17 protein-coding genes are annotated in these 20,218 nt (G+C 72.1%); 9 read left to right on the top strand and 8 right to left on the bottom strand.

What is annotated here, in order from left to right:
• Positions 1–240: 240 nt before the first annotated feature.
• On the top strand, positions 241–1,197 hold the full coding sequence (locus OHT74_RS28650; protein WP_443047586.1) for a hypothetical protein: 957 nt from the start codon (positions 241–243) through the stop codon (positions 1,195–1,197).
• Between the two features lie 223 nt (positions 1,198–1,420).
• On the opposite strand, the gene OHT74_RS28645 is transcribed toward OHT74_RS28650, so the two are convergent.
• Positions 1,421–1,852 carry a Rieske (2Fe-2S) protein gene (locus OHT74_RS28645; protein ID WP_266668157.1) on the bottom strand — a complete coding sequence of 144 codons (432 nt, stop codon included), beginning with the start codon at positions 1,850–1,852 and terminating at the stop codon, positions 1,421–1,423.
• A gap of 87 nt (positions 1,853–1,939) precedes the next feature.
• On the opposite strand from OHT74_RS28645, the gene OHT74_RS28640 reads away from it, so the two are divergent.
• The gene (locus OHT74_RS28640) at positions 1,940–2,827 is read left to right on the top strand and encodes a carbohydrate kinase family protein (protein ID WP_328621793.1); all 888 of its coding nucleotides are present in this window, start codon (positions 1,940–1,942) and stop codon (positions 2,825–2,827) included.
• Here OHT74_RS28640 and OHT74_RS28635 read toward each other — a convergent pair.
• Positions 2,817–3,422 (bottom strand): TetR/AcrR family transcriptional regulator, encoded by a 606-nt coding sequence (locus OHT74_RS28635; RefSeq protein ID WP_266668153.1) that lies wholly within the window; start codon positions 3,420–3,422, stop codon positions 2,817–2,819. The genes OHT74_RS28640 and OHT74_RS28635 overlap by 11 nt on opposite strands.
• A 63-nt stretch (positions 3,423–3,485) precedes the next feature.
• Between OHT74_RS28635 and OHT74_RS28630 the strand changes: the two genes are divergently transcribed.
• Positions 3,486–4,133, top strand: coding sequence for an NAD(P)-dependent oxidoreductase (locus tag OHT74_RS28630; RefSeq protein WP_266668151.1), 648 nt, complete (start codon positions 3,486–3,488; stop codon positions 4,131–4,133).
• A 144-nt stretch (positions 4,134–4,277) separates the two neighbouring features.
• Here the strand turns inward: OHT74_RS28630 and uvrA are convergent, their stop codons facing one another.
• Positions 4,278–7,259: an excinuclease ABC subunit UvrA gene (gene uvrA / locus OHT74_RS28625; protein WP_328621792.1), complete on the bottom strand. Its 2,982-nt coding sequence runs from the start codon at positions 7,257–7,259 to the stop codon at positions 4,278–4,280.
• Between the two features lie 186 nt (positions 7,260–7,445).
• On the opposite strand from uvrA, the gene OHT74_RS28620 reads away from it, so the two are divergent.
• The 3 genes from OHT74_RS28620 (at position 7,446) to OHT74_RS28610 (ending at position 10,305) form a co-directional block, all read left to right on the top strand.
• On the top strand, positions 7,446–8,144 hold the full coding sequence (locus tag OHT74_RS28620) for a maleylpyruvate isomerase family mycothiol-dependent enzyme (RefSeq protein ID WP_328621791.1): 699 nt from the start codon (positions 7,446–7,448) through the stop codon (positions 8,142–8,144).
• A 9-nt stretch (positions 8,145–8,153) separates the two neighbouring features.
• The gene (locus OHT74_RS28615) at positions 8,154–8,810 is read left to right on the top strand and encodes an MBL fold metallo-hydrolase (RefSeq protein WP_266668144.1); all 657 of its coding nucleotides are present in this window, start codon (positions 8,154–8,156) and stop codon (positions 8,808–8,810) included.
• 160 nt (positions 8,811–8,970) lie between these two features.
• Positions 8,971–10,305, top strand: a complete 1,335-nt coding sequence (locus OHT74_RS28610) for an MFS transporter (RefSeq protein ID WP_266673127.1) — start codon at positions 8,971–8,973, stop codon at positions 10,303–10,305.
• A 22-nt stretch (positions 10,306–10,327) separates the two neighbouring features.
• Here OHT74_RS28610 and OHT74_RS28605 read toward each other — a convergent pair whose 3' ends face one another.
• The 4 genes from OHT74_RS28605 to uvrB all read right to left on the bottom strand — a co-directional run bounded on the left by OHT74_RS28605 (position 10,328) and on the right by uvrB (position 16,510).
• Positions 10,328–11,311 (bottom strand): TerC/Alx family metal homeostasis membrane protein, encoded by a 984-nt coding sequence (locus OHT74_RS28605; RefSeq protein ID WP_266999975.1) that lies wholly within the window; start codon positions 11,309–11,311, stop codon positions 10,328–10,330.
• Positions 11,312–11,567: 256 nt separating this feature from the next.
• Positions 11,568–13,607, bottom strand: a complete 2,040-nt coding sequence (locus OHT74_RS28600) for a TerD family protein (RefSeq protein ID WP_328621790.1) — start codon at positions 13,605–13,607, stop codon at positions 11,568–11,570.
• 70 nt (positions 13,608–13,677) lie between these two features.
• Positions 13,678–14,256: a TerD family protein gene (locus tag OHT74_RS28595; protein WP_266668138.1), complete on the bottom strand. Its 579-nt coding sequence runs from the start codon at positions 14,254–14,256 to the stop codon at positions 13,678–13,680.
• A gap of 85 nt (positions 14,257–14,341) precedes the next feature.
• The gene (uvrB, locus tag OHT74_RS28590) at positions 14,342–16,510 is read right to left on the bottom strand and encodes an excinuclease ABC subunit UvrB (protein ID WP_266668136.1); all 2,169 of its coding nucleotides are present in this window, start codon (positions 16,508–16,510) and stop codon (positions 14,342–14,344) included.
• Positions 16,511–16,754: 244 nt separating this feature from the next.
• On the opposite strand from uvrB, the gene OHT74_RS28585 reads away from it, so the two are divergent.
• From OHT74_RS28585 to OHT74_RS28575, 3 genes are all read left to right on the top strand, one after another.
• On the top strand, positions 16,755–17,702 hold the full coding sequence (locus tag OHT74_RS28585; RefSeq protein ID WP_328621789.1) for a glycerophosphodiester phosphodiesterase: 948 nt from the start codon (positions 16,755–16,757) through the stop codon (positions 17,700–17,702).
• Between the two features lie 52 nt (positions 17,703–17,754).
• A complete protein-coding gene (locus tag OHT74_RS28580) occupies positions 17,755–18,327 on the top strand; it encodes a methylated-DNA--[protein]-cysteine S-methyltransferase (protein ID WP_266668132.1) in 573 nt (190 codons plus the stop codon).
• A 181-nt stretch (positions 18,328–18,508) separates the two neighbouring features.
• Positions 18,509–19,795, top strand: coding sequence for an MFS transporter (locus OHT74_RS28575; RefSeq protein ID WP_266668130.1), 1,287 nt, complete (start codon positions 18,509–18,511; stop codon positions 19,793–19,795).
• Here OHT74_RS28575 and OHT74_RS28570 read toward each other — a convergent pair.
• Positions 19,785–20,156 (bottom strand): cupin domain-containing protein, encoded by a 372-nt coding sequence (locus OHT74_RS28570; protein WP_266668128.1) that lies wholly within the window; start codon positions 20,154–20,156, stop codon positions 19,785–19,787. The genes OHT74_RS28575 and OHT74_RS28570 overlap by 11 nt on opposite strands.
• Between the last annotated feature and the right edge of the window lie 62 nt (positions 20,157–20,218).

The following is a 20,218-nucleotide window of genomic DNA, read 5'->3' as shown; positions in this document are numbered from 1 at the left end:
TCCCGTGTGGGGATCTCCCCGGGTGGGGCCGGGGAGGTTGGGGATGGAGGAGCGCGTCCGGACGCTGCGCCGAGCATCAGGGTGTTGTCGCGATCAGGTCAACAGGCTTCAATACGCGGTGACATTGCAGTGTGAACGGCGGGACCGCAGTGTGAACGACTGCCGTCCTTTCACCTGGACCCCGGCTGCCACCGCCGAGCTCTCCCGCCCCACCGCGCGTGAATGTTCACAGGAGGAGCCGTGACCGGGGAGAGCACGCGGGAAAGCGCACAAGGGGCCGCCCAGGAGCTGGGCCACCTGCTCCGCGCCGGCCCCTTCCATCTCGCGCTGCGCGCCGCCCTCACCGCCCGCGGCCTGCCCCTGCACCGCGTCCAGCACCACCTCGCGGCCCGCGGCATCAAGCTCGGTGTGACCAGCCTCAGTTACTGGCAGCAGGGCGCCCGCCGGCCGCGCCGCCCCGAGTCACTGAAGGCTGTACGGGCCCTGGAGCAGATCCTGGAACTGCCCGAGGGCACCCTGCTGCGGCTGCTCGCCGCCCCGGAGGGCGCCGGGCCCGAGACGGTCCGCCCGCCGGCCCGCTCGTACCGGGCCCTGGTCAGCGTCGGCGCGGCCGTGGAGGGGCTGCTGGCCGGCATGGAACTGCCCGCCGACGGCGGCCTGCACACCGTCGGCCACCACGAGCGGGTCCGGATCGGGGCGGGCGGCGAGCTGCTGGGCCGCGAGTCGCAGCACGTCGTACGGGCCCACCGCGACGGGGTCGACCGGTACCTCGCCGTCCACCACGGCGACCCCGGCTGCGACCCGGCCCGGGTCCGCGTCCGGGCGGACGAGAACTGCCGGACCGGACGCGTCCGCTGGCACCGTGAGGCCGAGGTGCTGGTCGCCGAGCTGCTCTTCGACGCCCGGCTGCGCGCCGGGGACACGTACGTCTTCGGGTACGGCTTCGAGGACGGGAGCGGCGGCCGCTGCACCGAGTACGTCCGCGGGTTCAGCTACAGCGGCGGGCAGTACGTGCTCCAGGTCCGCTTCGACGAGGCGGCGCTGCCGGTGCGCTGCCGGCGGTTCAGCCGGTCCGGACCCGGGGCGCCGCGCAGCGGGCTGGCGGACCTGACGCCGAGCGGACGCCACCGGGCCGTGCACCTGGTGGAGCCGGGGGTCCGGCGCGGACTGCTGGGGATCGCCTGGGACTGGGCCTAGGGAGTGTCGTCAAAGTAGCGTCGGCCGCCCGGAAGGGCGGGGCTGGCGGGGTCTGGCGCGTGCGCTCGCAAGGCGGAGGAGGGAAGCGACGCGGTGGGGGCACCTCCCAGCGGTAGCTGGGGGACGTCGTTGACCGACGACAACGCGGCGAGCGTGCGTGCCAGACCCCGCCAGCCAGACGGGACTTTGACGACACGACCTAAGGGCGGTCCCGGCCCTTGGCTCAGCCCGCGATGAGCTTGCCGCCCTCGGCCCTGACCGGGACGGCGGGCAGCGGGTGGGCGGCCGGGCCGCGCAGCACCTTGCCGGTCGTCACGTCGAAGCGGCTGCCGTGGCAGGGGCAGTTGCCCTCGCCGTCGTCGATCTTGTCCAGGACGCAGCCGGCGTGCGTGCACTGGGCGCTGAACGCCTTGTACTGGCCCTCCGCCGGGCAGCTGACGACCACCTTCTCCTCCCGGAACAGCTTCGACCCGCCGACCGGGACCTCGGACGCGGCGCCGAGCTCCACCGGGGCGGCCGGGACCGCAGGGGAGCCGGAGCCGCTGTTGCTCTCGGTGGAGCAGGCCGCGAGCGCCGCCCCGCCACCGACGGCTCCGACGATCGCGGCGGCGCCCTTGAGCACGGTACGGCGGGCGGCGGGCTGCGACGCGGACATGCGGTTCTCCTGGCACGAGAGGTTCTGCTGGGCCCCCCGACGATACCGCCGCCCGGTTCCGCCGCCCGATGGGATACCTTCCCCCGCGTGATCGTCGTCGGTGGAGAAGCCCTGATCGACCTCGTGCCCGTGGCGCAGCCGCCGGGCGCGCTCGTGCCGCGGCCGGGCGGGGGGCCGTACAACACCGCCCTCGCGCTGGGCCGGCTCGGTGCGGAGGTCGCCTTCTGCTCCCGGGTCTCGACGGACGGCTTCGGCGAGAGCCTCCTGTCCGGGCTGCACGCTGCCGGGGTGGACCTCTCGCTGGTCCAGCGCGGGCCGGAGCCCACCACCCTCGCCGTGCCCTCGCTGGCACCGGACGGCTCGGCGGCGTACGGCTTCTACGTGGAGGGCACGGCCGACCGGCTGTTCACCCTGCCCGAGGCGCTCCCCGCGGGCACCCGGGCTCTGGCGCTCGGGACCTGCTCCCTCGCCCTGGAGCCGGGAGCGAGCGCGTACGAGGCCCTGCTGCGCCGGGAGTCCGGGCGCGGGGTGCTGACGCTGCTGGACCCCAACATCCGCCCGGCGCTGATCGCGGATCCGGTGGCGTACCGGGCCCGGTTCCTGGGCTGGCTGCCGTACGTGTCCGTCCTCAAGCTGTCGGAGGAGGACGCCCGGTGGCTGGGCGGGCGGGTCTCGGACTGGCTGGCGGCGGGGCCCTCGGCGGTGGTGCTGACCCGGGGTGCGCAGGGGCTGACGGTCCGGACCCGGGAGGGCGCGGAGTACACGGCGGCGGCCCGCCGGGTCGCCGTGGCGGACACGATCGGCGCGGGCGACACGGTCAACGCGGCCCTGCTGCACCGCCTGTCGGGTCCGGCGAATCCGGCCGGCGGCCCGGTGGACTGGCCCGGCGTGCTGGCCTACGCGGCCCACACGGCGGCGCTGACGTGCACCCGGGCGGGCGCGGAGCCGCCGTACGCGGCGGAGCTCAGCGGATAGCCGCCCACAGGGTCCGGGCCACGGCGGGGGCGAACTCCTCGACGGGCCGGACCACCTCCGGGCCCGAGAAGTGCAGGAAGAAGGCCCGCTGGAAGCAGGCGCCGAGCAGCAGCTCGGCCGCCGCCTCCGGATCGGCGTCGGGGCGCAGCCGCCCCCGCTCGAGCTCGCGGCGCAGCCGGCCGGTCAGGGCGTCGCGGACGACGTGGGGGCCGGTGCCGATCTCCTGGACGCCCTCGCGGTGCCGGGTCAGCAGGGCGGGCTCGGCGAAGAGCGAGGCGGCCATGGGCATGGCGTCGGCGTAGAAGAGCGAGGCGTGGCGGGCGATCGCGGTGAGCGCCTCCTCGACGGAGCGCTCGTCGTGATCGCCGGCGAGCTCGGCCATGAGCGGCCCGGCGTTGGGGGTGCGCTCCATGAGGACGCGCACGAAGAGCTCCTCCTTGTTCGCGTAGTGCTTGTAGAGCGCGGCCTCCGAGCAGCCGGCCTCACGGGCGATGGCCTTGGTGGTGGTGTTGGCGAGGCCGATGGTGCGCATGAGCGTCTCGGCGGCGTCGAGGAGCCGCTCGGGCGTGGGCCGGCTTGACTTCGGGGTGAGCATTCACTCACCCTAGCGGAAGAAGGGGTGAGTGAATGCTCACCCACCTTTGGACGGGAGCCGGCGATGAAACTGACGGTGTTCGGAGCCACGGGCGGTGTCGGACGCGAGGTCGTCCGACAGGCACTCGACGCGGGCCACGAGGTGACGGCAGTGGTCCGCGACCCCGCCCGGCTGGGCGTGCCGGCGCACGACCGCCTCCAAGTGGCCGTGGTGCGCGATCTGACGGACGAGGACGCGCTGCTCCCGGTCCTTGCGGGCCGGTCGGCAGTGATCTCCGCGCTGGGCTCGGCGAGCAACAAGCAGGCCCGGCTCGCGCCGGTCACCGGGCCGGCGCTGCGGGCCGTCGTATCGGCGATGGACCGGGCGGGGGTGAGCCGCCTCGCGGCGGTGAGCGCGGCCCCGGTCGGGCCGGACGTGGAGACCGACGGGTTCATGGCCCGAAGGGTCTTCCTCCCCCTGCTCCGCCGGGCCCTGCGCGATCTGTACGCGGACCTGGCGGTCATGGAGGCGGCGATCCGCGCGAGCGGCACCGACTGGACGGTGATCCGCCCACCCCGCCTCCTGAACAAGCCGCGCACCGGCTACCGCCGGGTCATCGGCGCCAATGTCCCGAACGCCCGGACCATCTCCCGCGCGGATGTCGCGGACGCCCTGCTGGCGTCGCTGACGGACCCGGCGACCGCGGGCCGGGCGGTGGGCGTGGCGGCCTGACCCCGGCGGGCCCTTGCGCGGGCGGCCCCCACGGGGGTGGAGCCGCCCGGGCGAGGGCGCAAGGGCGGGCAGGGGCCGAACCCTGCACGGAGGAGGGGACCCGGCCGGCGGCCGGGTCCCCTCCGTCGAAGCACGGCGCGGCGGTCAGGCCTTGCGAGCCCGGGTCGTCGCCTTCTTGGCCGGGGCCGCGGCCTTCTTCGCCGGAGCTGCCGCCTTCTTGGCGGCAGTCCGCTTCGCGGCGGTCTTCTTCGGCGGGGCCACGAGCGACGCGGCGTCAGAGACCCGCTCCGCCCCCAGGATGTCCCGCAGGAACTTGCCCGTGTGGCTCGCGCCCACCGACGCAACCTGCTCCGGCGTGCCCTCGGCGACCACCAGACCGCCCCCGTAACCGCCCTCCGGGCCCATGTCGATGACCCAGTCCGCGGTCTTGATGACGTCCAGGTTGTGCTCGATGACGATCACCGAGTTGCCCTTGTCCACCAGCCCCGACAGCACCTTGATCAGCTTCGAGATGTCCTCGAAGTGCAGACCCGTCGTCGGCTCGTCCAGCACGTACACCGTCCGCCCCGTCGACCGCTTCTGCAGCTCGGACGCCAGCTTCACGCGCTGCGCCTCACCGCCCGACAGCGTCGGCGCCGACTGGCCGAGCCGGACGTACCCCAGCCCGACCTCGTTCAGCGTCCGCAGGTGCCGTGCGATCGTCGGCACCGCCTCGAAGAAGTCCAGCGCCTCCTCGATCGGCATGTTCAGGACCTCGGCGATGGACTTGCCCTTGTAGTGGACCTCCAGCGTCTCCCGGTTGTACCGGTCGCCGTGGCAGACCTCGCACGGGACGTACACGTCCGGCAGGAAGTTCATCTCGATCTTGATGGTGCCGTCGCCGGAGCAGTTCTCGCACCGGCCGCCCTTCACGTTGAAGGAGAAGCGGCCCGGCAGGTAGCCGCGCACCTTCGCCTCCATCGTCTCCGCGAAGAGCTTGCGCACGTGGTCGAAGACGCCCGTGTACGTCGCCGGGTTCGACCGCGGGGTCCGGCCGATCGGCGACTGGTCGACATGCACGACCTTGTCGACGAGGTCGTCCCCGTCCACCCGCGTGTGCCGTCCCGGCACCGAGCGGGCGCCGTTCAGCTCACGTGCCAGGTGCGTGTACAGGATGTCGTTGACCAGCGTCGACTTGCCCGACCCCGACACGCCCGTCACCGCCGTGAGCACGCCCAGCGGGAAGGACACGTCGATGTCCCGCAGGTTGTTCTCCTTGGCGCCGTGGACGGTCAGCCTCCGGTCCCCGTTGACGGGCCGGCGGATGTCCGGCACCGCGATGGACCGCTTCCCGGACAGGTACTGCCCGGTCATCGAGTCGCCGTTCTTCAGCAGCTCCTTCAGCGAGCCGCTGTGCACGACCTTGCCGCCGTGCTCGCCGGCGCCCGGGCCGATGTCCACGACCCAGTCGGCCACCTTGATCGTGTCCTCGTCGTGCTCGACGACGATCAGGGTGTTGCCCATGTCCCGCAGCCGCACCAGCGTCTCGATCAGCCGGTGGTTGTCCCGCTGGTGCAGGCCGATGGAGGGCTCGTCCAGTACGTACAGCACGCCGACCAGGCCGGAGCCGATCTGGGTGGCGAGGCGGATGCGCTGGGCCTCGCCGCCCGACAGGGTGCCGGCGGCGCGGTTCAGCGAGAGGTAGTCCAGGCCGACGTCGACGAGGAAGCGGAGCCGCTCGTTGACCTCCTTCAGGACCCGCTCGGCGATCTTCTTGTCGCGGGAGTCGAGCTTCATCCGCCCGAGGAAGTCCGCGCACTCGCTGATCGACATCGCGGCGACCTCGGCGATGGACTTCTCCATCACCGTCACCGCGAGCACGATCGGCTTGAGCCGGGTGCCCTCACAGGTCGGGCAGGGCACCTCGCGCATGTAGCCCTCGAAGCGCTCGCGGCTGGCGTCGCTCTCGGACTCGGAGTGCCGGCGCTTGACGAACGGCACGGCGCCCTCGAAGGCCGTCGTGTACGCCCGCTCCCTCCCGTACCGGTTGCGGTAGCGGACCTCGATCTGCGTCTTGTGCCCGTACAGCAGGGCCTTCTTCGCCCGCAGCGGCAGCCCGGCCCACGGGATGTCCGTACGGAAGCCCAGCTCGCCGGCGAGCGCGCCGATCAGCCGCTGGAAGTAGTCCTTGGTGTGGCCGAGGGACCACGGGGAGACCGCGCCCTCGTCCAGGGACTTGTCCTCGTCGGGGACGATCAGCTCCGGGTCCACCTCCATGCGCGTACCGATACCGGTGCACTCGGGGCAGGCGCCGAAGGGCGAGTTGAACGAGAAGGAGCGCGGCTCCAGCTCCTCGAAGGACAGGTCGTCGTACGGGCAGTAGAGGTGCTCGGAGTACATCCGCTCACGCTCGGGGTCGTCCTCGGCGAGGTCGACGAAGTCCAGGATCACCATGCCGCCGGAGAGGCCGAGGGCGGTCTCCACGGAGTCGGTGAGCCGACGCTTGGCGCTGTCCTTGACGGTGAGACGGTCGATGACCACCTCGATCGTGTGCTTCTCCTGCTTCTTCAGCGTGGGCGGCTCGGAGAGCTGGATGGTCTCCCCGTCCACCCGCGCCCGGCTGTAGCCCTTGGTCTGGAGGTCGGAGAAGAGGTCGACGAACTCGCCCTTGCGCTCGCGCACCAGTGGCGAGAGCACCTGGAAGCGGCTGCCCTCGGGGAGCGCGAGCACCTTGTCGACGATCGCCTGCGGCGACTGGCGCGAGATCGGGCGGCGGCACTCGGGGCAGTGGGGCTTGCCGATGCGCGCGAAGAGCAGGCGGAGGTAGTCGTAGACCTCGGTGATGGTGCCGACCGTCGAGCGCGGGTTGCGCGAGGTCGACTTCTGGTCGATCGAGACGGCCGGCGAGAGCCCCTCGATGAAGTCCACGTCGGGCTTGTCCATCTGCCCCAGGAACTGGCGGGCGTACGACGAGAGCGACTCGACGTAGCGGCGCTGGCCCTCGGCGAAGATCGTGTCGAAGGCCAGGGAGGACTTGCCCGAACCGGAGAGTCCGGTGAAGACGATGAGTGAGTCGCGGGGCAGGTCGAGCGAGACGTTCTTGAGGTTGTGCTCGCGAGCGCCACGAACGATGAGACGGTCGGTCACGCCGGTCCGCACCTTTCTTGAGAGAGCGGGGGCACGGGCCCCCGTCCCAGGGTATGGGGGGCGCCTCTGCAACGGGGAAGAGAGCTTGGACTTCGAGCGTATAGCACGCGCATTCGATTTACGGCACTCCCCGGACGGCTTCACCCGTTCGTGTGGTCGGGGCACCTCGGCACTAGGCTCGGATCCATGACTGATCATGTGCACGACCTGCAATCTGTACGTGAAGCCACGGACCGACTGCTGACCGCGGTCGCGAAACTGGACAACGCCGCCCTGGCCGAGGAGTCACACCTCCCGGGTTGGACCCGCGGCCACGTACTGGCCCACCTCGCGCGCAACGCGGACGCCCTCGTCAACGTCTTCGCGGGCCGCCCGATGTACGCGAGCGCCGAGGCCCGCGACTCCGACATCGAGCGCGACGCCCCGCGCCCGCTGGACGTCCAGCTCGCCGACGTGCGCGAGACCCACGCCGGCTTCCTGGCGCAGACCGGGCTGGACCAGGACTGGTCGCGCACCGTCGAGCTGCGGAACGGGGTCACCGACCTGGCCTCGAACGTGCCCTTCCGCCGCCTCGTCGAGGTCGAGCTGCACCACGTCGACCTGAACATCGGCTACGAGCTCTCCGACCTCCCGGAGGAGTTCACCGGGCGCGAGATCGCCTTCCTCGCCGACCGCTGGTCCGGGCGCCCCGAGGTGCCCCCGGTGACCCTGCAGGTCGAGGGTGACGGCAGCGGTTCCACGTGGCACACCGGCGGCGCCGAGGGCGGCCCGGTCACCCTGGTCGGCACCGGGGCCGAGCTCCTCGGCTGGCTGGCCGGGCGCGGGGACAAGGGCGCACACCTCACTGTCGTCGGCGGCCTCCTCCCGGCCCTCCCCCCGCTCTAGGATCAGGACATGACGTACAGCGGAGCGGTCAAGGTCGGCGGTCCGGCCGACGTGCACGAACTCCCGGACCTGATGATTTCCAAGGTCGCGGTGGGCCCCATGAACAACAACGCGTACCTGCTGCGCTGCCGGGCCACCGACGAGCAGCTGCTGATCGACGCGGCCGCGGAGCCGGCGACCCTGCTGCACCTGATCGGCGACGACGGCATCGCGTCCGTCGTCACGACGCACCGGCACGGCGACCACTGGGGCGCGCTCCAGGCCGTGGTCGAGGCGACCGGCGCCCGCACCTATGCGGGCGCCGACGACGTCGAGGGCATCCCGGTGGCCACCGCCGTGCCCGTGGCGGACGGGGACACGATCCAGGTGGGGCGGGTCACGCTGACCGCCCGCCACCTGGTCGGACACACCCCCGGCTCGATCGCCCTGATCTACGACGACCCGCACGGGCACGCGCACGTGTTCACCGGGGACTGCCTCTTCCCGGGCGGCGTCGGCAACACCAACAACGACCCGAAGGCCTTTGCCAGCCTCATCGACGACGTGGAGACGAAGCTCTTCGGGCAGCTGTCGGACGAGACCTGGGTCTACCCGGGGCACGGCAACGACACCACGCTCGGCGCGGAGCGGCCGCACCTGGCCGAATGGCGCGAGCGCGGCTGGTAACACCCGTCCGGTCCCGGTCAACACCGTGACAGGAAGCACTCCTTCCGGTCGAAGATGACCGAACGCACGTCCTGGGGGTGTGGGGCGGGGTAATTGCTGCATCATGCAACAAGACCCCTCCCCCGCCCTCCCTCTCCCCGTCGTTCCCCGCTCCCCCTCGATGCTGCGACTGGCCTCGGCCTCGCTCGCCGGAACGGCCATCGAGTTCTACGACTTCTTCGTCTACGGCACGGCCGCCGCCCTCGTGCTCGGCCCGCTCTTCTTCCCGTCCTTCTCCCCGCTCGCCGGGACCCTCGCCGCCTTCGGCACGTTCGGCGTCGGCTTCCTCGCCCGCCCGCTGGGCTCGGTGGTCTTCGGCCACATCGGCGACCGCTACGGGCGGCGCCCGGTCCTGCTCGCCTCCCTGCTGCTCACGGGCCTCGCCACGGTGGCGGTCGGCTGCGTGCCGACGTACGCGACGATCGGCATGGCAGCGCCCCTCCTGCTGCTGGTGCTGCGCTTCCTGCAGGGGCTCGGCCTCGGCGGTGAGTGGGGCGGCGCGGTCCTGCTGACCGCCGAGCACGCCCCCGAGCAGCGGCGCGGGCTGTGGGCGAGCTTCCCGCAGGCCGGCCCGGCGGTGGGCTTCCTGCTGGCCAACGGCATGACCCTCACCCTGTCCGCGACGCTGACCGACGGGCAGTTCGCCTCCTGGGGCTGGCGCGTCCCGTTCTGGGCGGCGGGCGTACTGGCCCTCGCCGGGCTGTGGCTGCGCCGCTCGGTGGAGGAGACCCCCCAGTTCCGCGCCCTCGCCGAGACCGGCCGGCGCTCCGACGCCCCGCTGTCCGAGGTGGTGCGCGGGCACTGGCGGCTGCTCCTGCTGACCGGCGGGGCCCTGTCCATCGGGTACGCGGTCTTCTACGCGGTCACCACCTGGTCCCTCGCGTACGCGACCGAGCACCTCCGCGTGGACCGGACGGTGATGCTGGCCTGCATCATGGCGGCCGTCGCACTCAAGGGCCTGATGACCCCGGTGATGGCCGTGCTCGGCGACCGCCACGGCCGGCGGCCGCTCTGCCTGGCCGGCTGCGCGCTCTGCCTGGTCTGGATGTTCCCGTTCATCGCGTTGCTGCGCACCGGGGACCCGCTGCTGATGACACTGGGCTGCCTCGGCGGGCTGCTGGGCATGGTGACGATGTTCGCGGTGGTGGGCGCGTACCTGCCGGAGCTGTACGCCCCGCGGATCCGCTGCACGGGCGCGGCCGTGGGCTACAACCTGGGCGGGGTGCTGGGCGGCGCGCTGACCCCGATCGTGGCGACGGCGCTGGCGGACGGTTCCGGTCCGCCGTGGGGCGTCGCCGTGTACCTGAGCGCGATCGCGCTGCTCAGCCTGGTCTGCTTCGCGCTGCTCCCGGAGACGAACCCGGCGGTCGTCGGGGCCCGGACCGGCCCCGGTACCGAGTCGGGCACGAGCGCGGGTACGGGAACGGGGGCGGCCGAAGCGGCCGCCCCCGCGTAGCCCCTCAGGGCTGCAACACCCTTCAGGCGTCGATGCTCTCGGAGCGGGCGGCGGCCTCGGCGGCCGCCTGCTTCTTCGAGGCCATCAGGCTGGTGATCGTGGTGATCACCAGGACGCCGCAGATGACGCCCAGGGAGACCGGGATGGAGATCTGCGGGACGTGCACGCCGGACTCGTGGAGGGCGTGCAGCACCAGCTTGATGCCGATGAAGCCGAGGATGACGGACAGGCCGTAGCTGAGGTGGACCAGCTTCTCGAGCAGGCCGCCGATGAGGAAGTACAGCTGGCGCAGACCCATCAAGGCGAAGGCGTTGGCGGTGAAGACGATGTACGGGTCCTGGGTGAGGCCGAAGATCGCGGGGATCGAGTCCAGGGCGAACAGCACGTCGGTGGTGCCGATGGCCAGCATCACGATCATCAGCGGGGTGAGGACCCGCTTGCCGTTGTTCCGGATGAACAGCTTGGTGCCGTGGTACCGGTCGGCGACGCCGAACTTCTTCTCGATCGACTTGAGGAGGCGGTTCTCCTCGAACTCCTCCTCGTCCTCGTCCTTGCGGGCCTCCTGGATCAGCTTCCACGCGGTGTAGATCAGGAACGCACCGAAGATGTAGAAGACCCACGAGAAGTTGGTGATGATCGCGGCGCCGGCCGCGATGAAGATCGCGCGGAGCACCAGGGCGATCAGTACGCCCACCAGCAGCACGCGCTGCTGGAGCTGGGAGGGCACCGCGAACTTCGCCATGATCAGGACGAAGACGAACAGGTTGTCCACGCTCAGGGACTTCTCGGTGATGAAGCCGGCGAAGAACTCCTGGGAGGCCTGGCTGCTGCCGAAGAACATCAGGCCGAGGCCGAAGAGCACGGCGAGGGCGATCCAGACGACCGTCCAGATGCCGGCTTCCTTCACCGACACGTCATGGGGCTTGCGGCCGATGAAGAAATCGGCGCCGATCAGGATGCTCAGACCAAGAATGGTCAGCACCCAGAGAGTCAACGAAACATCCACTGCTTATTCGCCTCCGGCAGATGGCTCAGCACACATGTCAGCGTCATCGCTGCCGGAGGTCTCTTCCACCCGGGCGGCCTGGAGGCCGTGGGCCGGCGCCCCGGGACCGACTGCGGTGCACATGACCCATGTGGTTCACATGCCGAAGTGGTCCGTATTGACGGGTACGCCGTAGCAGGAAAGCAGGAATACTCCCCTCCGCGCGCCCAGGTTACCCGTCAGAGGCCGGAAAGGTAAAGAGAACCCCAAGGATCGGTCATGGGCGGGCATTGCGCCGGGTCGCGGCGATCCGGTCGAGGGTCTGTTCCAGGACCCGGCTGCCCTGCGGCGGCAGGTCCGGCTCGAAGGTCCAGGCGTGGCCGACCCACGGGTCGGCGAGATGGTTGTCCGGCACCGGCGACAGCCGCATCAGCGAGCGCCACAGCGGGTCGAGCAGCGGCCCGTACGCCGAGGCCTCGTCGCGGTCCGCCACCATCAGCAGGTGCACGCCGACCGCCGGACCCTCGTCGGCCAGGTAGCGCAGCCGCGTGACGGCCCGGTCGTCGAAGCCGTGCGGGAAGTCGTGCACGATCAGCAGCTGGTCGGCGGTGTCCACATCGGGCGGCAGCTCCTCGGGCGCCCCGGCCCGCACGGCCATCTGCACGAGGTCCACCCGCCGGGTCAGCGCCTCCAGGGTCCGGGTGACCCCGTCGGCCCCGGCGGCGGGCGGGCCGGCCAGCGCCCCGGCCGCGACCAGCGGTGCCAGGGAGGCGGCCCCCGCCCCGGCCGCGTCGATGACGTGCACGGAGAACCGGTCCCCCGGGTGGACCGCGAGCAGCCGGACCGCGTGGGCGACGGCCATGTCCATGGCGGCCCGGCGCAGCCGGTCGGTGTCCATCGTCATGGCGGCCTCGGAGCCGGTGCGGCCGTTGTCGATCCACAGCCCGCGCTCGAGCGGGAGCCGCACGAGCATGGGGATCCGCAGGTCGGGCCGCTCGGGAAGGTGCAGGTCGCCGAGGCGCAGGGCCATCGGGGCCTCCTCGGGGACCCCGTGCCCGTGCCAGACGGGGTTGGCCCAGCGGGCGTACGGGGCCGGCAGCGCGGGCTCGACCACCTCGGACTCGGCGATCAGCTGGGCGAGGTCCCGGTCGAGTACGGCCTTGGCCTGGTCGACGAGCTCGTCGTGGCGGGCCCTGGCCTCGTCGCGGGCGGTGTTGCCGGACCCTCCCCCGGCCCCCGACATGGGGGACCCCAGGCGGTGGCGGGGGTCGGACAGCGCCTCGTCGAGCTCGCGGTCCATCCGGGTCTCGGCGAAGTCGCAGGCGCTGCGGTAGGCGGCCACCGAGCGGGCCAGGTCCTCGAACATGCCCCAGACCTGGTTGTAGAGCCGCTCGTCCATGGACCAGCCGCCGGCGTCGCCGGCGACGGGCACGGGCGGCCGGCCGGGCTGCGCGGGTGCGGCGGCCTGCGGCGCCGGTTCGGGCGGCTCGGTGGTGCTGCGGCGTCGGCGCGGGTGCACGTAGCTGAGCGTCGGCGCGCTCAGCGTCGGCGGGCCATCGCCGGAGCCGCCGGGCGGGGTGCCCGGCGTACCGGCGTACGGGACTCCGGAGACCGGCACCGGCTCCGGTTGCTCGGGGGCCACCGGGGCGGGCACGGCCGAAGCCGCGTCCTGCGGTTCCGGGCGGCCCGGCGGAGCCCCGGGGACGACCCCGGGGCGCAGGGGCGCGGTGGGCAGGGACACGGTGGGCGCGGGCGCCCGCGTGGCCTCGTCCCGCGCGGCCGCTCCCCCGACCGCGGCGGCCAGGGCGATGGCGGCCGGGGCGGCCAGTCCGGCGTCGGCGAGCAGCGCGCCGAGCCCGTCGGCGTACCCCTGGCCCACGGCGCGGACCTTCCAGGCGCCCTGGCGACGGTAGAGCTCGAGGGCCACGACGGCCGTCTCGGACTCCAGCCCGGTCACGGTGTACCCGGCGATCTCGGCGCCCTCCGGGTCGGCCACGGCCACGTACGAGGCGGGGGCCGCGCCGAAGCGCGCCGGACCGCCGGGCGGCAGGACGAGCACCACCCCGAGCCGGTGCACGGACGGTGCGACGGCGTCGAGGTCGACGGCGAAGCGGTGCTCGCCCGCCACGGCCCCCGGCACCTCCAGTCCTGGCAGGTTCCGGGCGCCGGGGTGGGCCACCGACTCGGGGCCGGCCAGCCGGCCCGCGTCATCGCAGGCCGAGGCCAGGGCCAGCACGGGCGTGCCCGCCGAGACCCTGATCTCCACCTGCGTCTGGGACAGGGGGTGGTTCTGCCCCCGGACCAGTTCGGCCGTCATCGTGCAGCCCTCCCCCGTGCCCTTGCTCTTCTGTTCTGGCGCTCTGCGTACTGCGGTGGTGCCGTACTGCTTACAGGTGCGGCAGGATCGCCGGCATCAGGTCCTGGAAGGTGCGGCCGTTGGCGGGGTTGCCGAGGGCCGTCATCTGCCAGCCGCTGCCGACGCGCGACACCTTCGCCATGATCTGCGCGGTGTACTGCCCGCCGCCGTCCAGGGTGTAGCGGGCCAGCTCCTGGCCGTTGGTCTCGTCGACGATGCGGCAGAACGCGTTCTGCACCTCCTGGAACGTCTGGCCGGTGAACGAGTTCACCGTGAAGACGATCTGGTCGATGTGCACCGGCACGCGCTGGAGGTCGACGAGGATCGACTCGTCGTCCCCGCCCTGACCGACGCCGCCGACGAGGTTGTCACCGGTGTGCCGGACCGAGCCGTCGTCGCTCTGCAGGTGCCGGAAGAACACCACGTCCACCGGCTGCTTGTCGGCGAAGAGCACCGCCGACGCGTCCAGGTCGATCTCCCGGGTCCGCGAGCCGAACAGCCCGCGGCGCTTGGCCGCCTGCCAGCCGAGGCCCATCCGGACCGCGGTCAGCGTGCCCCCGTCCTGCTTCTGCAGACTGATGGCCTGACCCTTGGTCATGTTGACCGTCACGCGCTGTCCCCTCTCCTAGCCCGCCCCCGATGTGGGTGCGCACATGTACCTGCGGCTGCTGCCAACCCTACTGACCGGCCCCGGGTCAGGCGAGGCCCGCTTCCTTCATCTGCCGCAGCTCCTTCTTCAGCTCGCCCACCTCGTCCCGGATCCGGGCCGCGACCTCGAACTGAAGCTCGGCCGCCGCGCCGCGCATCCGCTCCGTCATCTGCTCGATGAGCGCGGCCAGTTCCTCGGCCGGACGGTCCGTCAGTGCCGCGGCCTCCTTGGCCGCCTTGGCGGCCTTGGCTCCCTTGACCCCCTTGCCGCCCACGGTGACCTGGCCCGCCTTGACCACACCGAGAGAAGGCACGGGAGCCTTGGCGCCCTTGCCGTCCTTCCCCTGGCGGTACCCGGTGCCGAGGAGCTCCTCGGTGTCCAGTTCCTCGCGGGCGATGGTGGCGACGATGTCGTTGATCTTCTTGCGCAGCGGCTGCGGGTCGATCCCGTTGGCCGTGTTGTAGGCGACCTGCTTCTCACGGCGGCGGTTGGTCTCGTCGATCGCCTGTGCCATCGCCGGGGTGATGCTGTCCGCGTACATGTGGACCTGGCCCGACACGTTGCGCGCCGCGCGGCCGATGGTCTGGATCAGGGAGGTCCCCGAGCGCAGGAAGCCCTGCTTGTCGGCATCGAGGATCGCGACCAGGGACACCTCGGGCAGGTCGAGGCCCTCGCGCAGCAGGTTGATGCCGACCAGGACGTCGTACTCGCCGGCGCGCAGCTCGCGCAGCAGCTCGATCCGGCGCAGGGTGTCGACGTCGCTGTGCAGGTAGCGGACCTGGATGCCGAGCTCCAGGAAGTAGTCCGTGAGGTCCTCGGCCATCTTCTTGGTGAGGGTGGTGACCAGGACGCGCTCGTCCTTCTCCACCCGCTGCCGGATCTCGTGGACCAGGTCGTCGATCTGCCCCTCGGTGGGCTTGACCACGACCTCGGGGTCGATGAGGCCGGTGGGGCGGATGATCTGCTCGACGAAGCCGTCGCCGCGGGAGAGCTCGTACTTGCCGGGGGTGGCGGACAGGTAGACCGTCTGGCCGATCCGCTCCTGGAACTCCTCCCACTTCAGCGGCCGGTTGTCGAGGGCGGACGGCAGCCGGAAGCCGTGGTCGACCAGGGTCCGCTTGCGCGAGGCGTCACCCTCGTACATCGCGCCGATCTGCGGCACGGTGACGTGCGACTCGTCGATGACGAGGAGGAAGTCCTCGGGGAAGTAGTCGATGAGGGTGTTCGGCGCGGAGCCGCGCTCGCGGTCGTCCATGTGCAGCGAGTAGTTCTCGATGCCGGAGCAGGACCCGATCTGGCGCATCATCTCGAGGTCGTACGTGGTGCGCATGCGCAGCCGCTGGGCCTCCAGCATCTTGCCCTGCTTCTCCAGCTCGGCGAGCCGCTCGGTCAGCTCCGCCTCGATGCCGCGGACCGCCTTCTCCATGCGCTCGGGGCCGGCGACATAGTGGCTGGCGGGGAAGACGTACAGCTCGCGGTCCTCGCTGATGACCTCGCCGGTCAGCGGGTGCAGCGTGGAGAGGGCCTCGATCTCGTCGCCGAACATCTCGATGCGGACGGCCAGTTCCTCGTAGACCGGGAAGATCTCGATCGTGTCCCCGCGCACGCGGAAGGTGCCGCGGGTGAAGGCCACGTCGTTGCGCGTGTACTGGATGTCGACGAAGCGGCGCAGCAGCTGGTCCCGGTCCATCTCCTCGCCGACCTTGAGGGGGACCATCCGGTCGACGTACTCCTGCGGCGTGCCGAGGCCGTAGATGCAGGACACCGACGCCACGACGATCACGTCGCGCCGGGTGAGCAGCGAGTTGGTCGCGGAGTGGCGCAGCCGCTCCACCTCCTCGTTGATCGAGGAGTCCTTCTCGATGTAGGTGTCCGACTGCGGAACGTACGCCTCGGGCTGGTAGTAGTCGTAGTACGAGACGAAGTACTCGACCGCGTTGTTCGGCAGGAGCTCGCGGAACTCGTTCGCCAGCTGGGCGGCGAGGGTCTTGTTCGGCGCCATCACGAGGGTCGGGCGCTGGAGCTTCTCGATCATCCAGGCGGTGGTCGCCGACTTGCCGGTGCCGGTCGCACCCAGCAGGACGACATCCTTCTCACCTGCACGGATGCGCTTTTCCAGGTCGGCGATGGCCGCCGGCTGGTCGCCGCTGGGCTGGTAGGAGCTGACGACCTCGAAAGGCGCCACCGTGCGTTCGATCTTCGATACGGGCCGCATGAGTCCACCGTACGACCCCCTACTGACACTCACGCAGCCGCTCGCGGTCCGCGGCGCCGCGCCAGGTGCGGCGGGCGGGACGGAAGTCCTCCTTTCTGGTCCGTTTGTCGTAGTTCGGTGGCGGCCCCGTGATCATCAACCGCATGATCGCCGTAGAGGTCCCCCGTGTGGTGCATCGCCGCAACGTCTGCCATTCCGCACGCGTCTGACGCAGGAACAGGGCTCCGAACCGAGGAGAACGCACATGTACGTCCGACCCGCCGCCGCGGCCGCCGCCGCATTCCTGGGCTTCACCCTGACCGTCCTGGGCGGGACGACCTCGTCCGCCGCCACCGGCCCCTCCTCCCCCTCTTCCCCGGCCTCCCCCGCCGGCGCCACCGGCGCATCGGGACTGATGGGCCCCGTCGTGTACGCCCACCGGGGGGCTTCGGCGTACGCGCCGGAGAACACCCTCGACGCGATCGACCTCGCGATGCGGCTGGGCTTCGACTGGGTCGAGAACGACGTCCAGCGCACCAAGGACGGGGAGCTGGTCGTGGTCCACGACGACACCCTGGCCCGCACCACCGACGTCGAGCAGGTGTTCCCGGACCGGGCGCCCTGGCGGGTCAAGGACTTCACGGCGGCGGAGATCGCCACGCTCGACGCGGGCAGCTGGTTCGGCGAGGAGTTCGCGGGCGCCCGGGTGCCGACCCTGCGGGAGTACCTCGACCGGGTGCAGCGCAACCGGCAGCGGCTGCTGCTGGAGATCAAGAAGCCCGAGCTGTACCCCGGGATCGAGCAGGAGACCCTGCAGGTGCTGGACGAGGCCGGCTGGCTCGACGCGGACCACGTGCAGCGCCGCCTGGTCGTGCAGAGCTTCAGCGCGGACTCCGTACGCATCGTGCACGGCCTGCGCCCGGACCTCGTGACGGCCTTCCTGGGCACCCCGACCGTCGCCGACCTGCCGAAGTACGCCGAGTTCACGGACCGGATCAACCCGTGGCACACCACCATCTCGGCCGACTGGGTGGCGGCGGTGCACGGACTGCTGGGCGCCCACGGCAAGACGATGGAGGTGGACACCTGGATCGTGGACGACGCGGCCACGGCCCGGAAGGTGCAGGGGATGGGCGTGGACGGGATCATCACCAACGCCCCGGACGTCGTACAGGAGGCGGTGCTCGGGGCCTTCGCGTACGACAGGGCCTAGGAAGCACCGGAGGTGTCCCCGGGCTGTCGGACCCTCCCCGTACGGTGGAGGGGTGGACAGCACCGAGCGGCCCCGCGGGCCGCACCTCGAATGGACCGTCGTCCCCGGCGAAAGCGCCCTCGGCGGGCCTCTGCTCCTGGCCGCGACCCCGGAGGGTCTGGTCCGGGTCGAATTCCATGCCGGTCCGGACCGGGTCGAGAAGATGATCGGCTCCCTCGTCTCCCGGCTCGGCGCCGACGCCTGGCGACCGGCACCGGGCGAGGAGGTGCTGCTGGCCGAGCCGATACGCCAGCTGACCGCCTACTTCGCGGGCTCGCTCAAGCGCTTCGACCTGCCGCTGGACTGGCGGCTCAGCTCCGGCTTCAACCGGCAGGTGCTCCAGGAGCTGGACCGCTCGGTGCCGTACGGGGCGGTCGTGGGGTACGGGGAGCTCGCGGCCCGCGTCGGACAGCCGGGCGCGGCCCAGGCCGTGGGCAACGCCATGGGGTCGAACCCGCTGCCGCTGGTGGTGGCCTGCCACCGGGTCGTGGAGAACGACGGGGGCATCGGCGGTTTCGGCGGTGGGGTGGAGACCAAGCGGTCCCTGCTGGCACTGGAGGGCGTCCTGCCGCAGCCGCTGTTCTGACGGGGAGCGGCGGGCGCGCGGGCCGGGGTGCGGGCGCGGGCGGCAGGCGCGGGGGTGCATCCCCCGTTCCGTCCGGCCGTAAGGGGTGCGAAACTGCCGCGGTGACTACTGCCACCGTCTCCGGCCGTACTGCGCCCGCGCCCGTATACCGCCCTGCGCCGCCGCGACGGCGGTGGGCGGCATGACCGCCGTCCCCGGCACCGACCGGCCCGCTCCGCCGACCGATCTGACGGACCTGCCCAGGCTGCAGCGCCGCACCTCCGGGGTGCTGATCGCGAGCCAGATGCTGGGCGGCCTCGGCGTGCCCATCAGCATCGCCCTGGCCCCGGTCCTCGCGACGCAGGTCAGCGGCACCGAGTCGCTGTCCGGCTTCGCCTCCACCGCCGCGGTGATCGGCACCGCGGCCGTCTCCCTGCCGCTCGCCGCCCTGATGACCGCGCGCGGCCGCCGCCCGGGGCTGGTCCTCGGGTACGGGATCGGCGCCGCCGGTGCGGCCCTGGTGGTCCTCGCCACCGCGATCAAGAGCTTCCCGCTGCTGATGCTCGGCATGGCCGCCTTCGGAGCAGCCTCCTCCGCCAACCTCCAGGCCCGGTTCGCAGCTGCCGACCTCGCCGCCCCGGACCGGCGGGCCCGGGCCGTGGCCGTCGTCGTCTGGGCGTCGACCCTCGGCGCGGTGCTCGGCCCCAACCTCTCCGCCCCGGCCAGCCGCAGCTTCGCCGGGACCTCCATACCCGAGACGGCGGGCCCCTTCGTCTGGGCCGGCGCCGTCTTCGTCCTCACCGGCACCCTGATCGGCGTACTCCTGCGGCCGGACCCGCTGCTGACGGCCCGGGCGCTGGCCGGGCCCGAGGAGCAGACCCGCGCGGGCCGCTCGCTGCGCGCCGGGCTCGCGGCGGTCAAGGCCTCCCCACGGGCGCGGCTGGCCCTGGTCACCGTCGCGGTGTCCCACACCACCATGGTCTCGATCATGGTGATGACCCCGGTCGACCTGGGCCACCACGGCGCCGGACTGGAGCTCGTCGGCCTGGTGATCAGCGGCCACATCGCCGGCATGTTCGCCTTCTCGCCCGTCATGGGCTGGCTCGCGGACCGGGTCGGCCGGCTGTCGGTGATCGGTCTGGCGGCCGGGCTGCTGTCGCTGGCGGCCCTGCTCGCCGGCACCGCCGGACCCGACCACGCGCAGAGCGCCGCCGGCCTGTTCCTCCTCGGCCTCGGCTGGTCGGCAGGCATGGTCTCCGGCTCGGCGCTGCTCACCGACTCGGTGCCGCAGGCCGCGCGGGCCGCCGTACAGGGTCTGAGCGACCTCACGATGAACACCTGCGCGGGCGTGGGCGGCGCGGCCGCAGGCCTGGTCATGTCCCACGCGGGCTACGGCTGGCTGAACGTGATCGGCGCGGGCCTGCTGCTGCCGATGGCGGCGCTCGCCCTGTTCACCGGGCGCCGCCACCCCGCTGCCGCTAGTAGCTGATGTGGTAGGCCTTGCGCAGCGTCTCGTGGACGGTCCAGGTGGTCTTGTCGCCCTCCCGGAGCACGCAGGCGGAGCCGGGGCCCACTTCCAGGGTCCCGCCGCCCTCGACCTCGATGGTGGCCCGGCCGCTGACCACGACGAACAGCTCGTTCGCCTCGGTGTCGGTCACCACGCCCGGGGTGATCTGCCAGATACCGCGCAGCTGCTTTCCGTCGGGCGACTCCCACAGCACCTTGCCCGTCACGACGGGCTCGCCGGAGAGGATCTGGCCGGGATCGAGGTCCTCGACCTCCAGCTCGGCATCCGGTACGGATACGGCGAACGAAGCGGGGCCGTGCCCACTGGTCTCACTGGTGCTCATGCCGAGTCACCCTAATCCGGCCGTCCGGCGCGCCGCGGTGACCAGAGCGTCCAGGTTCCACC

Source organism: Streptomyces sp. NBC_00354, assembly GCF_036106915.1.
In the GTDB taxonomy this organism is placed as follows: domain Bacteria; phylum Actinomycetota; class Actinomycetes; order Streptomycetales; family Streptomycetaceae; genus Streptomyces.
Note: the sequence above shows the minus strand (reverse complement) of the source record. Positions and strands in the feature narration are given on the sequence as shown.

Bases quoted from the DNA above. Each gene is read 5' to 3' on its own strand.
- OHT74_RS28645 (WP_266668157.1), bottom strand. From the start codon at position 1,852: ATGTCCGCGTCGCAGCCCGCCGCCCGCCGTACCGTGCTCAAGGGCGCC.
- OHT74_RS28635 (WP_266668153.1), bottom strand. From the start codon at position 3,422: ATGCTCACCCCGAAGTCAAGCCGGCCCACGCCCGAGCGGCTCCTCGAC.
- OHT74_RS28630 (WP_266668151.1), top strand. From the start codon at position 3,486: ATGAAACTGACGGTGTTCGGAGCCACGGGCGGTGTCGGACGCGAGGTC.
- OHT74_RS28620 (WP_328621791.1), top strand. From the start codon at position 7,446: ATGACTGATCATGTGCACGACCTGCAATCTGTACGTGAAGCCACGGAC.
- OHT74_RS28615 (WP_266668144.1), top strand. From the start codon at position 8,154: ATGACGTACAGCGGAGCGGTCAAGGTCGGCGGTCCGGCCGACGTGCAC.
- OHT74_RS28610 (WP_266673127.1), top strand. From the start codon at position 8,971: ATGCTGCGACTGGCCTCGGCCTCGCTCGCCGGAACGGCCATCGAGTTC.
- OHT74_RS28600 (WP_328621790.1), bottom strand. From the start codon at position 13,607: ATGACGGCCGAACTGGTCCGGGGGCAGAACCACCCCCTGTCCCAGACG.
- uvrB (WP_266668136.1), bottom strand. From the start codon at position 16,510: ATGCGGCCCGTATCGAAGATCGAACGCACGGTGGCGCCTTTCGAGGTC.
- OHT74_RS28585 (WP_328621789.1), top strand. From the start codon at position 16,755: ATGTACGTCCGACCCGCCGCCGCGGCCGCCGCCGCATTCCTGGGCTTC.
- OHT74_RS28575 (WP_266668130.1), top strand. From the start codon at position 18,509: ATGACCGCCGTCCCCGGCACCGACCGGCCCGCTCCGCCGACCGATCTG.
- OHT74_RS28570 (WP_266668128.1), bottom strand. From the start codon at position 20,156: ATGAGCACCAGTGAGACCAGTGGGCACGGCCCCGCTTCGTTCGCCGTA.